This is a genomic window from Aquimarina acroporae, assembly GCF_023195925.1.
Classification (GTDB): Bacteria; Bacteroidota; Bacteroidia; order Flavobacteriales; family Flavobacteriaceae; genus Aquimarina; species Aquimarina acroporae.
On the sequence record NZ_JALPRE010000027.1, the window covers coordinates 1 to 24,461 of the forward strand.

Consider the following 24,461-nt stretch of genomic DNA (forward strand, 5'->3'; position numbering starts at 1 on the left):
TTGCAGTATCGTTATCAATAATTTCTCCGATTGCCGATAGATCTGTTACGTTACCAGCAAGAGTAATACTTTGACCGTTTGTTGTTAGGTTATTAATAGTTCCATTTAGGGTTTCGGTAGGTTCAATGATATTGTCATTGGTAATGGGTACACTGATGGTCTGATTTTCCGAGTTTACTCCGCCAAAAGTCAATACTGTTGTTCCTATAGCTGTATAATCTGCTCCTGCAATAGCCGAAATATCTGAAGTAGCAAACTCTAATGTAATTTCGTTTTGAATTGAAGTGTCTGTAGATACAGTAAAGTCTGCTGTTCCTGCACCTTCATTCACGCTAAAACCAGCTATCGAAATTATTGCACTATCATCATTGGTGATGGTTCCTACGGCAGAATCGTCACTAAACGTAATAAAAATGGCAGGTGCAGATACAGGAATGATATTACTCAAATTCACTAAGAACGACTCATCCAGCTCCACAATTTCATCTCCATTTATGGTGATTTCAATAATCTCTTGCTCGTTGGCTAACCCTTCAAAAGTGATAGTTCCAGTACTTGAAACGTAATCAGAATTTGTGGCAGTAGCAGTATTATCTGCCGTGGAATAATCTACGGTTAATCCATCTTCAACTTCACCACTTAGTTCTACAGTAAATGTAAGCGTAGATGTTCCTGAATCCCCTTCGGTTATAGATGCATCGGCAATAGATAATGTAGTGCTGTCATCATTAATAATAGTTCCTACACCAGTCTTCCCTGCAGGATCAATAGTAATGTTTTTACCAGGTGCTATAATGCTATTCAGTACTACATTAAAAGTTTCATTAATCTCTACGGCAGTATCTCCATTTACTGAAATGGTAATGTTTTGTGTTTCCCCAATTGCCCCACCGGTAAAATCAATACGTCCACCATTGGCAGTATAATCTGATGGTGCTCTCGCTTCAACATTCGAGGTAAAAAATGTAACTCCGTAACCACCAACAACCTCTGCGCCAGAGTGCGTAATAGTGAAGATATAATTAATTGTTCCTGAGTTACCTTCAGTTTCTGTTACGTTGTCTATAGATAATGTAGCGGTATCATCATCTGTGTTGTTTACAGATACATCTTCTGGATCCGATGGATCATAATTCGGATCTGTGGTTAAGCTGGTATCAATGGTGTTTACAATAGTATATGCAATACTGCCGTCAACAACAGCATCATCAACTCCTGTTACCGTAACTGTTTGTGGAATGTCCCAATCGGCTGCGGTAAAGGTCAAGGATGAAACATTAACAGTACCTTCATTAATATTATTACTCGCCACATTCACGACGACATTAAAATCTTGGATATCTGTAGCGGGCTTACTAGTTAGCACTACCGTGAAAGTCGCACTTGTTCCAGTTTCAGAAGTGGTAAGAGAAGTCGGAGTTACAAGAAAACCGGCATTGTCATTATCCTCATTTATAATGGTAACATCATTTACAGTCAAAGATGCATATTTTGGATCTGAAGAAGATGTATTACTTGTGACTATGGTATAGGTAACATTTCCATCAACGATGTCATCATCTTTACCAGTAACGGTTACGGTTTGAGGGCTGTTCCAATCTCCTGGAGTAAAGGTAAGTGTAGTAGGAATGAATGTGTCGCTTTCTGTAAGGTCATTGCTCGAAAGTGTGATCGTTACATCTTGTGTAGGTTCCGTATCGAGTACAACAGTAAAGGTTGCTGCATCACCATCCTCGGTAGTATTTCCTGAAATTGTAGATACCGTTACTCCAGCAGTATCATTGTCTAAGTTGATTACTGCTACATCTGCTGGATCCACGTTTTCGTATCCTGATAAGTCATCGGTAGCTGCCTGATCTGTGGTTAGAATAATATTATATCCAATATCATCATCATCGACATCATCATTTACCCCGGTTACTGTTACGGTTTGTGGGGTGTCCCAGTTTGAGGCATCAAAAGTTAATGTGCTTGTAGATACAGTTCCTTCTGTAAGGTCATCACTTACAACATTAAAAACTACTGTTCCAGATGGAGCAAATGGTAATACCACTGTAAAGGTATCCGATGTTAAATCTTCTGAAGTTTGTATTGATGTTTCTGACACAATTACCGTATTATCTGGTAATGAATTTATAGTAACCAGGAAATTGCAAGTTTCAGTATTGCCAGCTGCATCTTCGGCTACATAAGTCACTGTTGTAGTCCCAACATTAAAAATAGTACTGCTCAATTCATTAATTCCCGAGGCTTGTGGTGCAACAGTAGTAGCTCCTGATAATTCATATGTTAACTGTGTAACCCCACAATTATCTGCATATACGGGAGCAGAAATACCCGACACCGTCACAGAGGAATCCCCACCATTATCTACATCTTGAGTTATATTTGAAGGACAAGAAATGGTAGGGGTCTCATCGTCGGTCACGACCACGTCAAAAATTACTGTTCCCGTATTTGGAGGAGAAGCATTATCTGATACCGACCAAGTGACCGTGGTAGTACCAGTGTTAAATATTTGTCCGTTAAGTGTTGTGTTCGATCCGGTAATTGCGGTCGTTGATCCGGCCAAGGTATAGGTAATTGTTGGAGAGGTATCACAATTGTCAGTAGGATTCCAGGTGTCGTCTGTATGAGTATATGTGCAAACACTAGTATCAGTCACCATATTTCTATCGGTCAAGTCATCTAATGTAGGAGCTTGAGTATCTTCAATAGTAACATTGGTGCTACATATATTAGTACGTCCTGAAGAATCTGTGACTCTTAAATAAACCGTATTACTTCCTGTTTCTACACATGAATAGGTTAGGGATGCACTATAGGTAATATTATCTTTTGAAATCTCATAAGTTGAAATTGCACAATTATCGGTTGATCCATTATCGATATTAACTGGCAGTAATGAAGCGGTTCCATCTCTTTGCAGTTGAATGGTAGCTGCCTGGCATATTGCAACAGGATCTTCGGTGTCTGTAACTGTTACTGAAAAGGAGCAACTATCACTATTACCTTCTGTATCTAAAACTGTCCATGTAACTGTTGTTGTTCCTTGCTCAAAAATTTGACCATTAAGCGTTGTATTCGCACCTGTAATTACAGTAGTAGCTCCAGAAAGACTGTAGGTTAAAGACGGAGTAGAGTCACAATTATCTGTAACTGTAGCATCCAAACTAGTATCCGAGTGCGTATACGTACAAACATTGGTATCCGTATTCGCAGATTGATTGGAAGGACAGAGAGTAAAAACAGGAGCAATATTATCTTCGACCGTAACTGTTGCAGTACATGTAGATTCATTTCCATTAGTATCTGTCACGGTTAAGGTAACAGTATTGGCACCTAAATCAGCACAATCAAAGGTGTTTTCATCAAGAACAAGAGAATTAATTCCACAGGCATCTGAAGAACCATTATCTATATCTGTTGCAAGAATACTAGCATCTCCAAAGGCATCTAACTGGATGGTAATATCTTGACAAAGTGCCATGGGTGGAGTGTTATCCTCAACAGTTACAGTGGTCGAGCAGGTATTGGTATTACCAGCAATATCGGTGATGGTAAGGGTGACAGTGTTTGAACCTACTTCAGAACAGGTAAAAGCATTTGGAGATACACTTGCTGTAAAATTTGAGCAGTTATCAGAGGATCCGAAAGCGATGTTGTTGATATCTGCAGTAGATAAATTATAATTTCCAGACGTGTCTAGCTGAATGGTAATGGGGGTACAAGAAGCAACTGGGTCAATAGTATCTTGCACAGTAACAATTACATCATCGGTAGCGGTATTTCCACTGGTGTCTGTAACAGTTAATGTGACTGTATTTACTCCAAAATCTGTACAGGTAAAACTGGTTCTATCAATAGATAAATTTTGTATTCCACAGTTATCTGTAGATCCATTATCGATATCATTGGCAGTTATGCTGGCATTTCCAGTGGCATCTAATTGTATTGTGATATTTTGTGCATTGGCTGTGGGAGCGGTTGTGTCGTTAACCGTTACTGAGAATGAACACTGTGAGGAAACCCCACTGCCATCGATTGCGGTCCAAGTAACCGTGGTAACACCACTATTAAATACTTGTCCGTTTATAGAAGTATTGGCAGGATCATCAGCAAGTACCGTAGCACCCGAAAGAGCATAGGTAAGATTATTTATGGTTACACAACCATCAGTTGCGGTTGCATCCCAACTGGTTCCTATATGTTCATAACCACACTTATCACTATCTGTTCCTACGATTTGTGCTGTTGTACAGGTTATGACTGGTGCAATATCATCTTCAACTGTAACCAAAGCAGTTGTACTGGAAATATTATTATTTACATCAGTTACGGTAAGAGTAACAGTATTTGTTACTGGATTTGCTCCCAGGTTGGAGCAATCAAAATCTGTTTTATCTAAAACTATTGATAGGATTCCGCAACTATCCGAAGAACCATTATCAATATCGGCAGGAATAATACTGGCATTTCCAGTGTTATCCAAGTTTATGGTAATGTTTTGTGCTATAGCTACTGGCGGAACATTGTCTTCTACAGTTACTATGGCAGTACAAGAATCAGTATTTCCTGCGGTATCAGTAACTGTTAAATTAATTGTGTTATCACCTACGTGAGTACAATCAAAATCAGACTGACTAAGAGAACGTACCAAAGAGGTCTGACAGTTGTCAAAAGATCCATTGTCAATATCAAACCCTGTAATACTTACGTTTCCTGTAGCGTCTAGGGCTACAGTAATATTTTGACATATTGCCGCAGGAGTAATAGTATCCAGGATAGTAACAATAGCATCACAAGTACTGCTATTTCCATTAATATCAGTAACAGTTAGTGTTACCGTATTTGTACCTAAGTTGGTACAATCAAAATTTGTCTCACTTGCAGATAGGCTTAACACGCCACAAGCATCGGTAGATCCATTATCTATATCTTGTGCGGTAATAGAAGCATTACCAAAAGCATCAAGTGTAACCGATATTGGTTGACATAAGGCCGTTGGAGGAGTGGTATCTTGCACAGTTACTGTTGCATTACAACTGCTAGTATTTCCGTTGTTATCGGTTGCCGTTAGCGTAATAGTATTTGTTCCTACATCAGAGCAATCAAAAGTGTTAGGTGTTACTATCAGACTTGCAATACCATTTGGGTCTGATGTACCTAGAGCAATTGCGTTTATATTGTCGTTGGACAAAGTGTAGTTACCGGTATTATCGAGTTGTATTGTGATATTGTTACATACTACTGTAGGGTCTTCGTTGTCTTCGATAATTACCTGATAACTTCCCGTATTAGAGTTACCGTTCACATCAGTAGCTTGCCAAACTACGGTATGGGTTCCAACTCCAAAACTTTCTCCTATGATAGATGTTGAAAGATCGGTACCTATTACAGCTCCTCCATCAATTTGGTAAGTAATAATTTGTAAATCACAGTTGTCAGTGACTGGAATATTCCATGATAAATCTGCTGGAGATTTGGCAGTATATGTATTAAAACCAGGATCCAAACTACGTATTTGCGTAGCAATAGTGACAAATGTTGGGTTTTGTGTGTCTGTAATTGTAAATTCTGTGGTACAAGTGGCGCTTACATTATTGCTCGTATCATACAAACGCCAAAGAACTGTTGTTGTTGGATTGGCCAAAGTTCCGACAGGAATTTGTTCTCCGGATAAAGTGGTACTTAAATCAGTTCCCACTTCTGAAGCTCCATTTAATGAATACGTAAGACGAGATAAACCGGCATTATCCTCGAAAGAGAAAGGATCAAATTCTGAACCCACTACCTGATAATAACATTCTCCTGTTTCTGCGGTTTGATTTACCGTTGCGTCCGGACAATTATTGATTACAGGAAGTTCGTTATCGATAACTACTACATCAATACTACAAGAGGTGGTATTATCGCTGTCATCTGTTGCAGTCCAGGTTACTGTTGTGGTACCAATAGGAAATGTTTCACCTGCCAGGGTGGGGTTATTATTATAGTCATTGGTTAAGGTGACATCACAATTATCTGAAAAACTTATAGGATCAAACTCTGTAGCCACTGTGGTATAGAACGGTTCTCCGCTATTGGTGTTTCGGTTAAATTGATTTCCCGAATCTCCAGGCGGACAGTTTATAGTAGGGTCTGTATCATCAATAACGGTGATAGTAAAATCATAACTGAAGGTATTTCCAGCTTCATCGGTTACGGTATAGGTTACATCGGTATCTCCCAATGGAAAGTCATACCCAGGAACAGCTACTGAAGGAGTAACAATAATAGCTAAATCTCCTTGAGCGGTTACGTTATCTATGAAAGTAGGAGCTGTATAATTTACTTCTGCACTACAACCACTAGATATATTTACAGAAATATTATTTGGGGCACTCAAAAGACGTGGAGCTTCATCATCTATGACGGTGACTGTGAATATAGCTGTGCCTACATTGCCATTATCATCTGTGGCTTCCCAGGTTATAGAATTAACTCCCAAAGCTAATTGTTGACCGTCTAAGGTAGTAACATTGAATTCATTTACTATTTTGGTAACAATACCACAGTTGTCAGAGGCCGTTACATCATCAAATTCGGTGCCTTGAACGGTGTAATAGTTCTGATTAGGATCGGTAGGTCGTACCTGATTTCCTTGTACAATGATATTAGGTGGTTCATTATCAATGATAGTTAATACATAGGAACACGTACTTATTTGTCCTGCGGAATCTTCGGTAGACCAGTTGATTGTTACTCTACCCGTGTTTACTCCATTTTCGGGACCTCTTGGGATGGTAACCCCAGAAAGTGTATTTACTCCTGAAACTACTGCATTGGTATCTAGGTTTACAAAACTCCAGGTTAAACTTGGTGCTGTACAATTATCGGTTACTGCTATTGGATCCAGTTCGTTTCCAACAACGGTATAGGCACAACTTCCAGAATCTACATTCCTGGATTGATCGGCTACACATGTAATTGAGGGCGCAGTATCGGTAACAATAACATCAAAAGAACAGGTAGAAACATTACCGTTATTGTCTGTAGCAGTATATGTTACTGTAGTAGTTCCTACGTCAAACAAACTACCAGGAGAGAAGTTAGAAACAAAAGAATCTATTCCAGAGCAAATATCATTGGCTGTAAGTGCTGGCCATGATACAACTGCTTGACACGAAGTGCCTTCAGCATCTACCGTAATTGAAGCCCCAGGGCAGTTAGTTATCGTAGGAGGCTCATTATCTATTATAGTTACGTTTTGATCGTAGATGGTATCGTTACCTGCTTCATCTGTAAGTACCCATCGCACTACGGTAAGTCCTATTGGGAAAGTTGCAGGAGCATTGCTTGTGATGGTTATGTTTCCAGGAGCAGAACAATTGTCTGTAGCTGTAGGAGGGGCAAGGGTTACCGAATTGTTACACGTGCCGGGAGTCACATTCAGTGTTACGTCGTCAAAAGGAGTGTCTATGATAGGGGCTTCTTCATCTTCTACTATAAAATCAAAACTACATGTACTAGTATACAATGTACCTCCTACAGTTTGCGTAGCTGTCCATGTAATTGTTGTTGTTCCAACGGGAATATCTGCTCCTGCTAAGGTCGTATTTGAAGGAGCTCCTGCTAGGTTGTGTGTTAGCGTTCTGGATACGCCTGCCGAGGAAATGAAGGTAGTATCATAACTAGTATCTCCATTGGGAATAGTAAAAGTACAAGAACCATTATCAGCTGTTTGAGAAGCATTACCAGAACAAGCTATTTCTGGTTCTAAAGCATCTACGACCACAACGTTTACATCACAGGTTGTGGTATTTGTTCCATCACTGGCGGTCCATGTAAAAGTATAGTTTCCGGCACTTAATTCTTCACCATTTAAGAACCCAGTGCCTGTTCTGTTATTGGTATAAGAAACAATTTCACAGTTGTCTGATACCGGAGGGGTAAACTCATTTCCGTTTACGTAATAAAAATCTACACCGGGATTTGTGTATTCTCTATAGTAAGTTTCTGTAGGGCATGTAATTATTGGAGCCTGATTATCAACTACCGTTACTCGTTGCGTGTGAAACTGAAAGTTCCCTCGAATATCTCTCGCCGACCAGTATACTAAAGTTTCACCAAGTTCGAAGGTAGTGTCATTGGTAGATTGAGTATAGATAATGTCTAATGGGCCATCGCAATTATCTGTAGATGTGGGGGTTCCCAAGTTGACCCCAGTAGCAACGCAGTCTCCAAAATCTGCGTTTAAGTTTAAATCTGCAGGCCAGGTAATTACAGGGTCTTCATTGTCAACCACAAAAATACTATAAGTACAATACGAATTCGAGCTAACTCCATTGTCGGCAGTCCAAGTAACTATGGTTTCCCCTCGATTTAATACTACTCCTCCTAGACTTGCACCACCACTACCTATGGTTACCCCAGTTAAGGTATATGTAAACGTTACCCCGGGTGCGGTTGATGAAACATCCATTTCTGCTCCTTGAACGGTATATGTGCATATGTTGGTATCAGTATTTCTAGCTTGATTTTGTCTACAGGTAACAGGTGGAGAAGTATCTGTGTTATCATTGATTGTTATGGTCATAACACAGGTAGAAATATTACCAAGAGCATCGGTATAGGTCCATGTAACTACCGTAGTTCCTATCGGAAATTGTACACCAGAAAGACTATCGGTATTGTTAAAGTCATTGGTTGTGGTAAAAGAGCTACAATCGAAAGCTCTAAAAGGCTCAAATTCATCTCCAAAAACCGTATAGAAATTCTGCCCCTGATCTACTCTTCTTGTTATATTGGTAGTACAATCAAATGTAGGTGGGTCATCATCTACTACGGTGATATCTTGCATTACCGATGAAATATTACCATGAATGTCTTCAGCAAACCAGGTTATAGATTGTGTTCCTAAATTGTAACTGTTGTTAATAGCATTATTCCAAACACGTAGTATTCCGCAATTATCTGAGGTAATGGGAGTGCCTAATGAAGGAATTTGTGCTGTACATCGATTGGTCGTTCCTGTCACTATATCAGCAGGAGGTGTTATAGAAGGTGGTTCGTTATCGGTAACTACTACAAAGAAATTACAAGTATCGGTATAAGTAGTACCGTCTACAACTTGTGAAGCGGTCCAGGTAACTAAGGTAGTGCCCTCGGGAAAAACAGCTCCAGCTAAAGTAGCCGAATTGGTGTAGTCATTGGTTAAAGTAGCTCCAGCAGTTGAAGCAAATGGATCAAACTCTGTTCCTTGTGCTGTGTATGAACATTGATTCGTGTCTGTATCCTTTGATTGATTATCTACACAACTTAATGAAGGAAATAAACTATCTGTAACATCAACGGTAATGACACAAGTCTCAGTATTGGCCGGAGTTGCGTTGTCTGTAGCTGTCCATGTGATAACATTGAGACCCACATTTAATTGTGTTCCGGAAATATTGGTTCCAGACCCGGTTGTAGCGCCTGAAATAGTATACGTATAAGAAGCCAAACCGCAGTTATCGTCTACATTTGGTTGCAATTCTCTGTTTCTAACAGTATAAAAAGATTCTCCTCTGTCTTTTACCCTGGTAATGGTACTTGAAGGACAGTCGATTACCGGTTTTACATCGTCTACTACGGTAATTTCAAGAGTTTTGATGGTTACATTACCTGCATTATCTGTTATGCTCCAATTCACATTAGTTGTTCCTACCGGAAAGGTGGCAAATGCAAGGGATCGATAATTATTATAATCGTTGATAACGGTAAAGTTTTCCAGTGTGCAATTATCGGTAATGGCTTGTGGGTCAAATTCTTCGTCGACTACTTCATAAAAACAATCCTCACTATTGGTAGATCTTGAAACACTTACCGTAGTATTGGTACTCAAAATTAGTTCGAAATCGGGAGGGTTTACATCAAGGACTTCTACCTGGTACTCCATTGTGGTTACATTACCACCAGCATCTGTAGCGGTCCATACAACTACTGTAACACCAACGGGAAAATCAAAACCTGCCAGAGTGTTGGTTCCATTTTGATTGTTCACCAAGGTTATCCCAGGGCAATTATCGGTTACTGTAGTTGGGTCGAATTCAGTTCCCACTACAGTATAGGTACAACCAGTTGTACTAGCGTTTTCTATTTGGTCGGTTACCTGAGATATGATAGGAGCCTGTTGGTCAATAATAGTTATATTAAATTCGCAAGTAGCGCTATTTCCAATTGCATCTGATACTGTCCAAACTACGGTATGAACTCCAGTAGATAATATTTCATTGTTAAGAGAGCTAGAGGCACCCCCAGAGATTCCATCTAAAACATAAGAAACCGTTAAATCCCCGGAAAGGTCACAATTATCAGATAATGATGTTGGATCAAATTCATTTCCTAGTACAGTATAACTGCAGGAGGCTCCGGGAATAGTTCTCAGAACGTTTCCATTGCATAAAAAAGTTGGAGCCTGATTGTCTGAAACGGTTATGCTAAAAGTATCTGCAACCACTGTGTTTCCATTAATATCGCTCAATGTCCATTGAATGATATAAGGGTTAATTTCATCTTTTGGTAGTTGCAATCCAGTAAGTGAAGTGGTTCCTGTAAATACCGTTGAACCATCTTTTGTGATGATATAAGTAGGGTCTTGTAAATCGCAGTTATCGGTAATATCTGTTAAGTCAAAAGTTGCATCGTTAACGGTAAAATAACATTGTGTGGGATCTGTATTTCGGGCAAAATTGTCGATAGGCGCGGTAAAGGTGGGATTTTGATTGTCCTCTATTTCAATAAAAATGGTACAGCTAGAACTATTGCCATTTTCATCTACAGCGGTCCAAACAATAGTGTTGATACCTACAGGTAATTTTTTTCCAGCTAATGTGGTAGTTCCATCAAATGAATTGATAGCCGAATCAACGTCACACCCATCATCTGTTGTAGGATCGAATTCTGTCCCCAGTACTGTATACGTGCAATCACCAATATCTGCTTGTCTGATAAATGGACTACCAGCAGTGCTTCCAGGAACACAGGTTAATACCGGTGGTGTTAAATCATTTACAGTTACATCAAAACTCATGGTGACGATGTTTCCTGAAGCATCTGTGGCTCGATATGATACGGTATTTGTTCCTACGGGAAATGCAGATCCGTTTGCCAAACCATTAGTCTGTGTTAGTGTAGTTCCAGGGCAGTTGTCGGTTACCGTAGGTTCTGTCCAATTAACAATTTGATCACAGCCTGTAGTAATGTTTTCTACGATGTCTGGCTGGGAAGATATTTGTGGATTCTCATTATCAGTTACCGTAACTCTAAAACTGGTTGATCTAGTGTTTACACCATCTGTAGCGGTCCATACAATGGTATTTAAACCTGTAGGGATTGTTACTCCGTCAAGGGTTGAGGTTATCACCGGAGTACCAGAGTTTATGGTGTAGCTGGTTGAAGTTACAGCGCAATTGTCTGTAAAAATGGCATCAAATTCATTTCCTGAGACGGTGTATCCGCAAATAGCAGGAGTAGTATTTTTAAACTGATTACTCACTGCACTAACAGTTGGTTGCTGTGTATCTACTATGGTTTTGGTAAATGTTAATGGAGCTGATGTATTAGTGCCATCTGATACCGTCCAGGTAATGGTATTTGCCCCTTGTAACAATGTTACGCCAGATAGCGAACCTGTTCCAGATAAGGTTGTGGCTCCCGATATGGTATAAGATAATATAGTTCCTGAGCAATTATCATTTACACTAGGATCGAATTGTGAACCCTGTACCGTATAAGAGCAAAAATTGATGTCTGCACCCACATTTCCATCGGTTGTTTCTGCTGTGGCACTAAGAGTAGGAGTGATGTTATCTGCAATGGTAACAGTAGTATTACAAGTATTCGAATTTCCTGCTTCATCGGTCACGGTTACCACAATTGCGTTATTACCCAGATCAGAACAATTAAAAGTGGTTTTACTGAATGAGAAAGACAAATTTCCGGGGGTGGTGCAGTTATCTGTAGAACCTCCATCTATACTTGTACTGGTGAGTGTTGCGTTTCCCGAGGCATCTAAATTAATTGTAGGTGATAAACAAATTACGTTTGGGATTTCATTATCATTTACGGTAATTACAAAACTACAGGTCGCACTGTTATTTCCAGATTCGTCGGTAGCTATATAGGTAACGGTGGTTGCTCCTGTTGGGAATGTATCCCCAGGATTGTGAGATTTAGTCCATACAATATCTCCTACCGCAGTACAGTTATCTGCAACATCTGGTTCTGTCCAGGTGGCCGTTGCAAAACATTCTCCAGAATCTACATTAACATCCAAATTAATTGGACAATTACTTAAAACTGGGGTCTCTAAGTCTTGTACGATGATATCGAACGAGCAAGTAATACTGTTATTACCTGCTTCATCTGTAGCGATATATGTTACTGTAGTGGTACCTACAGAAAAAGTATCTCCGGGTAAATGTGATTTAGTCCAAATAATATTTCCAGAACTAGTACAATTATCTGATACACTGGGTTCAGTCCAACTCACGGTAGTAGTACAAGCTCCCAGATCACTTGGTTTCGAAATGTTAGATGGGCAGTCTTGAATTACCGGAATTTGTGTGTCGTTTACAGTAACCAAAAAACTGTCACTAAAAGTGTTTCCCGAGGTATCTGTAGCAGTATAAGTAACTGTAGTATCTCCCACAGGGAAAAACGTACCATTTAGGTTTCCAGAAGTTTGTACAATAGAACTTCCCGAACAATTATCTGCAGATGTAGGCTCTGCCCAAGATACAATTGCTCCACAGTCATCTAAATCATTAGTAATAATTATATCTGAAGGAAGATTTACTATAGATGGGTTTTCTGCATCTATTATAGTAACTTCAAAACTACAACTTACCGAATTGCCTGCGCTATCAGTGATTTCAAAAATATTAGTAGTTGTCCCTACGGGGAAGGTAGAGCCCGAAGGTAATCCACTTGTTTGTACAGTATTAGATCCAGGACAATTATCTGTGCCCACTGGCGTGGTATAATTTACTACAGCACCGCAAATACCTGAAGTCGAATTGAGGTTAATATCTAACGGACAACTAATTTGCGGATTTTCAGTATCGTTTACGGTAACTGTAAACGTTTCAATAGTAGTATTCCCGTTGTTATCTGTAGCAGTATAGGTGATCGTTGTGATACCAACAGGGAAAGTACTTCCACTACTAAGGCCAGTAGTGGGGGCTGATGTTTGTGAAAGACTTGAAACACCACAATTATCTGTTGCTGTTGGTTCTGTCCAGTTTACAATTTGGGAACAAGAAGACGGTATATTGTTAATGGCTATATCCGTTGGAAGATTAAGAATTATAGGATTTTCTGCATCATTAATGTTTACTGTAAAGCTACAGGTGTTGTCGTTTCCGGAAGTATCGGTTCCTGTAACAGTAACTGTAGTAATTCCTTCATTAAAAGTAGTACCATTCAGAGTGTTGACAATGGTACCTGTGGTGGCTCCAGAAAGAGCATATGATACATTTGCAATTCCACAATTATCATTGATAGAAACATCCCAGGAGTTGTCGTTTCTCGTAAATGAGCATTGACTACCATCTGTATTTTGTACTTGATTAGCGATACAGCTTATAATTGGATCTGTATTGTCTGTAACCTCTACCGTAAAACTGCAATTATTATTGAGACCGGCAATATCTGTGGTGGCCCATGTAACAGTAGTGGTTCCTTGAAAAAAAGTGACTCCATTTAAACTTGTACCGGTTCCTGTGGTTGCTCCTGTTAATGTATAAGTTAATGAATTTATAGCACAGTTATCTGTGGGCAAAGGATCCCAACTTGTATCTGAATGTGTATATTCACAGGAAGCATTCCCGATTTGTGTTTGATTTGAAATACAACTTATATCAGGATTCTGGTTGTCGTTTAGCGTTACATTAAAGTTGTACGTATTTTCATTTCCAGATTCATCAGTAGCAGTAATGGTTACAGCTTGTATTGTATTGTGATCGGTTATAGTTGTTCCTGGAATAGGGTTTTGTGCCAAAGTTATATTTCCAATAGCAGAACAATTGTCAGATACAGTTACAGTAGAAATATAGTTTGGTAGTGCGGCATCGCAATTGTTTAAACCCGTATTGATGGTTTGATCTCCTGTTCCTGTGATTGTAGGAGGAATATTTTCTAAAACGACATTGACAGTCTCTGTCGAAGTACATCCAGCATTACTTATAGCTCTCACTACAAAATTAGTAGTAGAAGTAATTGAAATTGAAACAGGAATATCTCCTATTTTGGTAGTGTTGGTTTCATTCCATAATTCATAAGTGTCGCCATCGGTAGCAGTAGCTTCGATTAAAAAAGGAGTATTATAGCAAACCGGATTGCCAGAATTTATAGTTGTATTTATATTTGAAGGGAATGGATTTACGTTAATGGTAATTGTTGTTGCACTTACAGGTAAAGAAGTGTTAAAAGGGTCTGTTACACTAACTAAACTGTAGGTGGTGGTAACTGTTGGAGTTACTGTGATTGGATCTCCTCCAAATGTTGGACTGTCAGGATCAGCATCGCTATTATAGTTATTAAGGGTGAAATTATTGGTTCCATCTGAATAAACGACAGTATAAGGGTTGATACTGGCGCCAATTATTACCTGTAACGTAGCGCTTTCGCCAACACATATACTTGTAGGGCCATCGGCTTGTAGCTCTGCATCTTGAGAATAAGATAAAAACGTTCCAAAACAGAAGAGCATTCCCAGGTAAAACTTACTAGGGGTTTTGGATAATATGCAAATGATCGCACATAGCTTTTTGGTAGGGGCAATAAGAAGTTTTAGCATTTCGATTTTTTTAAACTACATCAATTTTGGTTTTTTGAGTTTTCATAAAATCTGGATAGATTATTATGATATATGTGGTTTATAGTGTTTGGTATAGGGTTTCAAGTAGTTACTCAAGAATAGGGGTAAAAGAAATAGGATGAGAACTAACGGATTTGGAATCACTTTTAAAGGAACTCCTATTCTTTTTGAATCATATGGTAAGAAATCAAATGATACTAAAAGAGGAGCGTATTCATTTATGAATACATTAAGGTAATTTTTATCATATGTTACTACAAGTTTTAACACAATTCTTAGAATTTTCATTAATTATGAATATGAGTAAAATCATAATGCTATTTTTTAAGCATTAATGGTTCATAAATCGTCGTACACATTAAGTGCTACAACAAAATGAATTGTGCATTTTTATTCTCAGGATTTGGGGTAAATCGCGGTTGAGAATATGGAAGTGTTTACGATTTAAATATATAGTTATAATATGGAATTAACAAAAAATTAAGTTAAATATTACGGATAACCCTACCATTTGCAGCTTTATGCCGTTGAAACCATATTTAAGTGCCGTTAAAACCATAATTAAGATGGTAGAATTTACTCGTAAAACCTTTAGCCACTTCTTTGAAAAACTGATTTTTTACCCCTACTAAGTATAAAATTAGACATGTATTATGTATACCTTCTGGAGAAGAAGGTACATTTTATGTTTAGTTCTATAGTTTTAAGTGTTAATCTCATAAATTTTATAAGAATCTTAAGAATTGTACAATAACAAAGTATTGTAAAGGGTATATTAATTAAGTAATTTTAGGGTAATGAAACCCACCACACAAGATCTAAGAAATATACCAGATTTTAGTACCGTACCCGATAACCAGTTACAATGGTTAATCGATAATTCAGATGTTCAAACGTTTAAGCAGGGAGAATTTCTTTTCAAAAGAGGAGATGCTACTACAAATTTGTCCATAGTTCTCGAAGGAAGAATTGTTATTAAATTAGAACGTAATGGAAACTTTAAATTGGTTGGAGAAATTGTGAAAAATGGAATCACAGGACTGTTACCATTTTCAAGAATGAGTTCTGCAGCAGGATATGGGGAGGTGACCCAAGATGCCAAAATCCTATTTTTAGAGAAGTCTTTTTTTAGAGAAATGGTGGCGATGCATTATGAATTAACTGAATCTTTGGTACATAAAATGACTTCTAGAGTTCGAGAATTTACCAAAAACAATGTACAGTCAGAAAAAATGATGGCCTTGGGTAAATTATCTGCAGGATTAGCTCACGAACTTAATAATCCGGCATCGGCAATGGTAAGTAGTGCCAAAGCCCTAAAAAAACATCTGTCCCATGTCCCCGAAAAATTTAAAAGAGTTACCTCTTTACGAATCACAGGAGAGCAAGTAGATATTATTAATGATATTCTTTTTAGTAGTATTGCGAATCGATCTGGAAATACGATGAAACTCACCGAGCGTGCAGAAAAAGAAGACGAGCTCGAAAAATGGTTAGAAGATCACGGATTAGATAATGCTTTTGAACTTACTGAAACTTTAATTGATTTTTGTGTCGATGTGCCTGCCTTGCAAAAGATTTATGATACCACGGGAGATGAAAATTTTGCAAGTGCTGTAGAGTGGATTGAAAATGTATTGACTACAGAAAAAATAGTGGATGAAATTAGTGAAGCCTCTGATAGAATAGCCAAATTGGTACAATCGGTAAAAAGCTATACCCATATGGATCGAGCTCAGGAAAAAGTAGCAGCCGATATTCATTCGGGAATAGAAAGTACCTTGGTGATGTTGAAGCACAAGCTAAAAAAGAAAAACATCGAGGTAGAACAACAATTTGCTATAGACCTGCCTCATCCTAAAATTTTTGTAAGTGAAATCAACCAGGTTTGGACTAATTTGATTGATAATGCCGTAGATGCCATGGAGCCTTCTGGTATTTTGCAGATTTCAACAAATAGGGATAAAAGTTTTGTCAAAATAGATGTTACCGATAATGGCAAAGGAATTCCAGAAGAAGATATTGGGAGCATTTTTGATCCCTTCTTTACTACCAAAAGTATTGGAGAAGGCACTGGGATAGGATTAGAAGTTGTACAACGAATAATTAACCAACATAATGGAGATATAAAAGTGACATCAAAACCAGGAAAGACCACTTTTACCGTTTGTTTACCTATAAATTAGTATGAAAGAGATAACAGATATACAAGGTGCTTTTCAGTTACATAATGGTGTAGCAATGCCATATTTAGGATTAGGAGTTTACCTTGCTAATAATGATCAAGAAGTGGTTGATGCTATACATTGGGCCTTAGACAAAGGATATAGACATATAGATACAGCCAGTATTTACAAAAATGAAGAAGGGGTAGGTAGAGCCATAAAAGAAAGTTCTATACCACGAGAAGATATTTTTGTAGTTAGCAAGGTGTGGAACGCTGATCAGGGATTTGAAAGTACGTTGAAAGCTTTTGAGGATAGCTTGAATAGATTACAATTAGACTATCTGGATTTGTATTTGATACATTGGCCAGTACAAGGAAAATATGTTGATACATGGAAGGCTCTTGAGAAATTGTATCAAGAGAAAAAGATTCGTGCTATTGGAGTAAGTAATTTTATGAAACATCATTTAGAAGATTTGATGGAGCATACAACCATTGTTCCTATGGTAAATCAAATGGAGTTTCATCCTCATTTAGTTCAGCAGGATTTAGTTGATTTTTGTGGGCATCATAAGATTCAATATGAAGCATGGTCACCTATGATGCAAGGCAAAATTTTTGAGCTATCTATTTTGGACGACTTTGCCGAAAAGTACCAAAAAACAGTGGCTCAAATTGTTCTTAGATGGAATCTCCAAAAAGGAGTAATAACCATACCTAAATCTGTAAAAAAAGAAAGAATCGATTCTAATGCCGATCTATTCGACTTTGAGTTATCTCAAGAAGATGTAAGGCGTATAGATGCTCTAGATAAAAATTTAAGAACCGGCCCCGACCCAGATAATTTTAATTTTTGAGGATTATAAACATGTCAAAATGAAAAAACCAATCATATTCGCGCTCGATGATGATGAACAGGTATTACGTGCTGTTACAAGAGATTTAAAATCTGAATATCGAAAGACATATAGAGTAATGAGTACGGTATCGGCCAACGATGCTCTAGAAGCTTTGATTGATCTTAAGAAAAAAAATGAAGTTATTGCTCTGTTTCTGGTAGATCAACGTATGCCCGAAATGTTGGGAGTTCAGTTCTTGGCTGAAGCAAAAAAGTATTTTCCAGATGCGAAAAAAGTATTACTAACGGCATATTCTGATACTGATGCCGCCATACGAGCCATTAACGATGTGCAACTTGATTATTATTTAACAAAACCATGGAACCCGCCAGAAGAGAAACTCTATCCTACGCTTAACGATCTTTTGGATGTATGGCAACTTAATTTTCAACCAGAATTTGAAGGAATTAAAGTAATTGGATATCAGTTTTCTCCGAAATCCCACGATATCAAAGATTTTTTATCGGGTAATTTATTTCCTTTTCAATGGATGGATTTTGAAACTAGTGATAAGGCTAAAGAAATTGCTGAATTACATGATTTACAACCTTCAGATATGCCGGTGGTGTCGTTGCAAGATGGTAAATGTTTTAAAAACCCAGATATTATCGAGTTGGCTATGGCTTTAGGGTTAAATGCTCACCCCAAAGACAATCTATACGACGTTGTTATTATTGGGGCCGGTCCTTCAGGATTGGCAGCAGCGGTCTATGGTGGCTCTGAAGGTCTCAAAACATTATTAATAGAAAAACATGCTCCAGGAGGGCAGGCAGGAACCAGCTCTAGAATAGAAAACTACCTTGGGTTTCCGAAGGGATTGAGCGGCCAGGAACTAACACATCGTGCAATTACTCAAGCAAAGAGATTTGGGATTGAATTTTTGTCACCACAAGAAGTAACTTCAATAGCAGAAAAAGATGGATACAAGAGTTTAACCCTGGGTAACGGAGAATGCATTAGAACCAAAAGTGTGGTCATTACAACAGGAGTAAATTATAGAAAACTAGAAGCCGAGGGTATTGATAGCTATACTGGTGCCGGGGTGTATTATGGCTCTTCGATGACCGAGGCACAAGCATGTAGCAATAAAGAAGTGTATATTGTCGGCGGTGGAAATTCGGCTGGGCAATCTGCCGTATATCTTTCTAAGTTTGCAAAGAATGTATATATCGTTGTGCGCAAGAAGGATTTAAGCAGTAGTATGTCTAGTTATTTAATTGATCAAATTGATGCCATCGATAATATTACATTACTAGGGCATACCAATGTGACCAAGGCCATTGGAGAGAATAAACGCCTTACTGCATTAGAACTTACATGCAATGATCCAGATAAGGTGAGAGAAGTCCCTGCCGATGCTCTTTTTATTTTTATAGGAGCCCGTCCGTATACAGATTGGATTGAATTAGGGATTATTAAAAATGAAAGAGGGTTTATTGAAACGGGGAGAGATTTAACGAGATATGAGAATTTTAGAACTATCTGGAAGAAAGATAGAGAACCATTTTTATTAGAAACCTGTAGCCCAGGGATATTTGCGTCTGGCGATGTACGTGCCGGGGCTATGAATCGGGTGGCATCTGCTGTTGGAGAAGGGGCAATGGCTATAAAATTTGTTCACGAGTATTTATCTGAAATGTAACCAACTTTATAAATCTATACTATCATGAAACTCAAGCCCAAAATATGTGAACATCTCAAAAATTTTGATGCTACCACCATCAAAAAACATTCGAAATATGAATGTGCAGAATGTATGAAAACAGGAGACACTTGGGTGCATTTACGAACTTGTCAGAACTGTGGCGTGACATTATGTTGTGATTCTTCGCCAAATAAACATGCAAGCAAACATTATGAAGAGCATCGGGATCATAATATTATAATTTCTGCAGAACCGAATGAACGATGGGCATGGTGCTATGAGCACAAGTCGTTTATTACTTATTGAAAAATGACAACCGAACCCTATTAATGAGATCTTTTACTAAATAGTTGAATTAATTATAATAAGAACAATATCCCAGCAACTAAAGTGTACTGGGATATTGTTTTTTACATCTGTTATGCACATGGATGATAAGAACGACATCCATCTGGCACACCTCCACCAGGAGAACAATATGATAGCCCTAAAGTAGGCTGGGTACATCCTTGACCAACGGTTACTTGTGGATGAGGAAAACTACACCCATTGGCATTGCATGAAACTGTGTTTTCGTTTGTACAAGTACCGTAAGTGTTGTCTGTATGACCCCCTCCAACAATTTGAGAACTATTAAATCTTGAAATAGTTTGCTTACTTAGGCTCAAGCCTGACATTTTCTTTTTTTTCATGAGTAAAAAATTAAATTGTTAATATATAAAGACCGATTTGATGTTTTTTTACTAGGATATCATTAATGATTGATCCCAGGAAGTTTTGAAATCTGATAGGTAGAAAATCATTACCATTCCAATTCCAGCTATTCCGGTTAAGAAACCAGTTTCATTTTGCCATCCTTTTTCGTTACCGCTCCATTGCATATGACCAGCCAAACCATTTTTAAATGTTGCCATATCCATTCCTTGTTGCATCCAGAATAAGGCAGTATCTTTAAATAAATAATCATTTGTATCCCGATATAATCTCTCAAAAATTAAAGCGTTTCCATAAGCTCCATGACAGATAGCTGTGTCTTTCACAAGTGTTTCTTCCTTCGTTCTTCGATTTGCACAATGTTTTAGTATGCTAATACTTTCATCATATAATTGGCTATCCTGTAATGCAATCGCAGCTAATCTTAATGAAACTCCCAACCCTAAATCTCCATAACACCAGGCAAGCCTGCTTGGGCTAGGTATGTAGGGCTCATGTATACAACTTGGGAATAGATAATAATCAGAATTATCCATGTTTTTGAAATACGATATGTAAGAAATTGCTCCTGTCAATAAGGGAGCTACAGCATCTCTAAATTCTAGATGTTTAAATAGACGACTAAGAAAATTAATAATACTGGACATTCCATGAGAAAGACTTAGGTTGCTTCCTAAGGTCCCTTTTGTAGTGTCTATTACAGAGCTCCATTTTAACCCATATGTATCTGTGACAGATAGCTTATCAAGATAAAAAACAAGTGTATTTAGATACTTAACATAATTGTCCTTAAGCTTTTTAGATTTTGTGTTTTGATATCGTTTCAAAAAGTAACAACCATAGCCAATTGCTCCATGTAAAAAATCATAATAACCTTTTTGCAAATCTCTAACCATATTTTGATAGAGATAAGTGTCAAGTTCACTTAATAATTTATCATTATCTAGCTCAATAAAAGATTCTTGTCCAAGATGATCCAATACCCAACCTGCTCCAGCAATACCAGAACAGTATGTCGGGAAGTTGTATTCATTATTAATTCGTTGTATAATTTCAATTATAAGTTTTTCTCCTCTATCGGCTATTGTATTATCATTTTTAAATTTGGCATAGTAAAATTGAAATAAAGCTAGTCCTGAAAGTCCGGAGAATACCCCAATCTCCTCTTCGTTTTGAAAAGATTGATCTATGAGTTCACTAATTTCACGTAACTGTATTTTTATTTTTTCTTCAAAACCAGTTTGAATCATCATGTTTTATAACGGTATAGTATAATATTTGATCTACATCACATATATCAATGTGAAATAGATCATTAAAATTAGTATTGGAAACCGTTATTTTTTTATAGGAAATGATTTACGTAAATAATAAACTGATAAGCGTAAAGGATATTTATTTAAGAGAGGTTTTTAATTAGTTCTGAAAGTTTTGTTCGGTTTCGAACGGAAATCACAATTTTTTCATCGTTTTGAAGAATTAGGCTTTCCCTTCTATAGATAGATTTAATGTGTCTAATATTAATAAGTGTCTGTCTGTTTGCTCTAAAAAACCCTTTTTTTTCAAGTAAACTATCGTAATATTTTAAGGGTTTTGAAGCTAAATGCTTTTTTTTGTCGCTTGTACAGAAATAGGTGTAATTTCCACTAGATTCGCATTTAACAATACGTTCTAAATCTAGTGATATGTGCTCAGTACCCAAATTAATCAATAACTTAGATTGCAGGAAAAATTCTTTTAAAGAATTATATTTTTGCTTCGTAAAAAGGCGATTCCTAAGGTTAGTATACCGCTGGATTATTTCTGATAACTGTACTATATCTATTGGTTTAGTTAAAAAATGGAAAGCATAGTATTCTATAGCTTTTTCGATATAGGAGTGATGTGCTGTGGTAAAAATTACTTCAAAATTATAACTTTCTATATTGTCTAATATTTGGAAAGCGTTTCCGTCTAAAAGTTCTATGTCCATAAAGACCAATTCTGGTTTAGTATAGCTTAGTAATTCGACCGAACTTTTTATATCTGCTGCTATACCAGATATTTTTAGATTATCGTAGTGGCCTTCTAGAAAGGAGGCTAAAAATGCAGAGGATTCATCATCATCTTCAATTATTACAACCGGTATTGGATCTTTTATAATATTCTTCAAGAGTATCTATTTAAAAAATTATTTGCTTTAGTAGTCTTTTTAATAGGTAACATAATTATTTAATAAGTTACCTACATTAAACTCTTGTAATATTATTTAGTGCTATTAAAAATGGTTAAAAAAATCCTTTTTTTATTTTTTGTTTTTTCTTCTATTCATCAGATAGTTGCTCAACATAAAACATATTCTCAAAAAGACGTAGATACACTTTTTGATACCGATCCAAACCGAAAGACTCTCCCGAAGTTAAAGCATATCTTGGAAACTAATACAAATCTTGTTGGTTGGATGCCATATTACAAACAAAAAACGTACTATCATTTAGTAGATAAAGAAAGAGATTCGGTAATTTTTTATGCGAATAAAGGGATTTTATATCTTCAGGAAAGAAATAAAAATGGAGATTTAAGAAAGGATGAAGACAAGTACTTAAAAGGTATTTTAGCCTATCTGGGAATTATTTACTTTCAGGAAAGTAATTATAAGAAATCGTTAGATTATATGCTCAAAGCAAAACAACAGATCCATAAATATCCCAATTTTCATAGAAGAATAAATGCATATATTAACGGATACATCTCTCATAATTTTCTGGAAATGGGAGATAAAAAAGAGGCTTACAAGTATAGATTAGAGGTATTAAAGGATTCTCTTCATATGTCTAGCCCTAAAAGCGCAAGCGTTACATATCATCAATTGGCAATACTTAATGATATCTTGGGTAAAAAAGATTCTGTAATTTACTTTTATAGAAAATCCATAAAAAACCGAGAGGAAATAAATGATATTGCTGGTATCAGAGCTTCATACGGTAATATTGGAGAGTTTTATCTTGATGAAAATAATAAAGATTCTGCGCTCTACTACTTTAAAAAATCTATGCAATTACTTGATAAATATCCAGATGAAAATTATGGGCTATCAAAATACTTTACAAGAACCAATTACAGTAAGGTATTAATAGAAGAAGAGGATTTAGAAAATGCTGTACAGATTTTAAAAAATACATTAGATAGCATAGCTAAGATTAAGAAAATCGATGAAAATACAAAGGAGTTAAAATCAAATACCTTTAAATATTTAATTGAGGCATATATTAAAAAGGGACAGTTCGACAATGCTTTAAAGTTTTCTCAACAACATATAAAGTTACTGGAGAACTATCATCAACAGGTGCTAGATGAAAAGCTACGAGAATTAAACATTGCATATCAAGTTAATGAAAAAGAACAATTAATTGAGAAACTTGAAAAAACAACAAACGAACAAAAAACAATTATTAAACAGAGAACTGTAATTGCTGTGTTTTCTGGAATAACAATACTTGCCTTTATTGGATTTGGAATATTGTTATTCCGTCAAAGAAGGTTAAAAAACAAATATAAGCTGGTGAATTTGGAGCAACGATTGTTGAGATCACAACTAAATCCGCATTTTTTATTCAATGCGTTAAATACTGTAAGTAGTTTGGCGCATAAAAAATCTGAAAAGACTAATCTTTATGTCAATCGATTAAGTAACCTCATTCGTTTAATCCTTAAAAATTCTAGGGAAGAATTCGTATCACTAAATGATGAACTTAAAGTTATTAATGACTATTTAGAATTGCAGTCAAATTTTTCCAAAAAATTTAGTTTTAATATTCAATCTAGCCCCAAAACTGATGAGGTTTACATTCCACCAATGTTCATTCAACCCATAGTTGAGAATTCAATTCAACATGGTATAAATGGAATACAAAATGGTCATATTGATCTAAGGTTTAGAGTTGACCTGATAAGGAAGTTGTTGATTTTTGAGATAACAGATAATGGAATGAATTGCATCAACGAATTAGACCCTAATAGTTCAAGCTTTTTTAAAGAGGAATCCTTTTCTTTAAAAATCTTGAATGAACGACTAGTAATTTATAAAAAAACCATGAATAAAGAAGTAGGTTTGACTATCAAAAATATTAATCTTGATGTTCCAACTTTAGTAGAGATTAAACTTCCTTTCGTTGTAGATATGTAGTTTGACTTTTTGATAAAATGACTTCACAT

9 protein-coding genes are annotated in these 24,461 nt (G+C 36.9%); 5 read left to right on the forward strand and 4 right to left on the reverse strand.

The features are described 5' to 3' along the window. A partial coding sequence (locus M0D21_RS22590; RefSeq protein ID WP_248334011.1) for an HYR domain-containing protein occupies nt 1–14,821 on the reverse strand: 14,821 nt, incomplete at its 3' end. 818 nt (nt 14,822–15,639) lie between these two features. Here M0D21_RS22590 and M0D21_RS22595 point away from each other — a divergent pair. Genes M0D21_RS22595 through M0D21_RS22610 form a run of 4 tightly spaced genes read left to right on the forward strand, consistent with a single transcriptional unit; the run spans nt 15,640 to nt 19,859 of the window. Then, nucleotides 15,640–17,028: an ATP-binding protein gene (locus M0D21_RS22595; protein WP_248334036.1), complete on the forward strand. Its 1,389-nt coding sequence runs from the start codon at nt 15,640–15,642 to the stop codon at nt 17,026–17,028. Between the two features lies 1 nt (nt 17,029). Further along, nucleotides 17,030–17,866, forward strand: a complete 837-nt coding sequence (locus tag M0D21_RS22600; protein ID WP_248334045.1) for an aldo/keto reductase — start codon at nt 17,030–17,032, stop codon at nt 17,864–17,866. 19 nt (nt 17,867–17,885) lie between these two features. Continuing rightward, on the forward strand, nt 17,886–19,550 hold the full coding sequence (locus tag M0D21_RS22605; RefSeq protein ID WP_248334047.1) for an FAD-dependent oxidoreductase: 1,665 nt from the start codon (nt 17,886–17,888) through the stop codon (nt 19,548–19,550). A 24-nt stretch (nt 19,551–19,574) separates the two neighbouring features. Further along, nucleotides 19,575–19,859, forward strand: coding sequence for a UBP-type zinc finger domain-containing protein (locus tag M0D21_RS22610; RefSeq protein ID WP_248334050.1), 285 nt, complete (start codon nt 19,575–19,577; stop codon nt 19,857–19,859). A gap of 113 nt (nt 19,860–19,972) precedes the next feature. Here the strand turns inward: M0D21_RS22610 and M0D21_RS22615 are convergent, their stop codons facing one another. The 3 genes from M0D21_RS22615 to M0D21_RS22625 form a co-directional block, all read right to left on the reverse strand. Continuing rightward, the gene (locus M0D21_RS22615) at nt 19,973–20,245 is read right to left on the reverse strand and encodes a class I lanthipeptide (RefSeq protein ID WP_248334060.1); all 273 of its coding nucleotides are present in this window, start codon (nt 20,243–20,245) and stop codon (nt 19,973–19,975) included. Nucleotides 20,246–20,296: 51 nt separating this feature from the next. Further along, nucleotides 20,297–21,520: a lanthionine synthetase C family protein gene (locus M0D21_RS22620; RefSeq protein ID WP_248334063.1), complete on the reverse strand. Its 1,224-nt coding sequence runs from the start codon at nt 21,518–21,520 to the stop codon at nt 20,297–20,299. A 146-nt stretch (nt 21,521–21,666) separates the two neighbouring features. Next, on the reverse strand, nt 21,667–22,419 hold the full coding sequence (locus M0D21_RS22625; RefSeq protein ID WP_248334065.1) for a LytR/AlgR family response regulator transcription factor: 753 nt from the start codon (nt 22,417–22,419) through the stop codon (nt 21,667–21,669). Between the two features lie 111 nt (nt 22,420–22,530). On the opposite strand from M0D21_RS22625, the gene M0D21_RS22630 reads away from it, so the two are divergent. Continuing rightward, on the forward strand, nt 22,531–24,432 hold the full coding sequence (locus tag M0D21_RS22630; protein ID WP_248334067.1) for a tetratricopeptide repeat-containing sensor histidine kinase: 1,902 nt from the start codon (nt 22,531–22,533) through the stop codon (nt 24,430–24,432). The last annotated feature ends 29 nt before the right edge of the window (nt 24,433–24,461 follow it).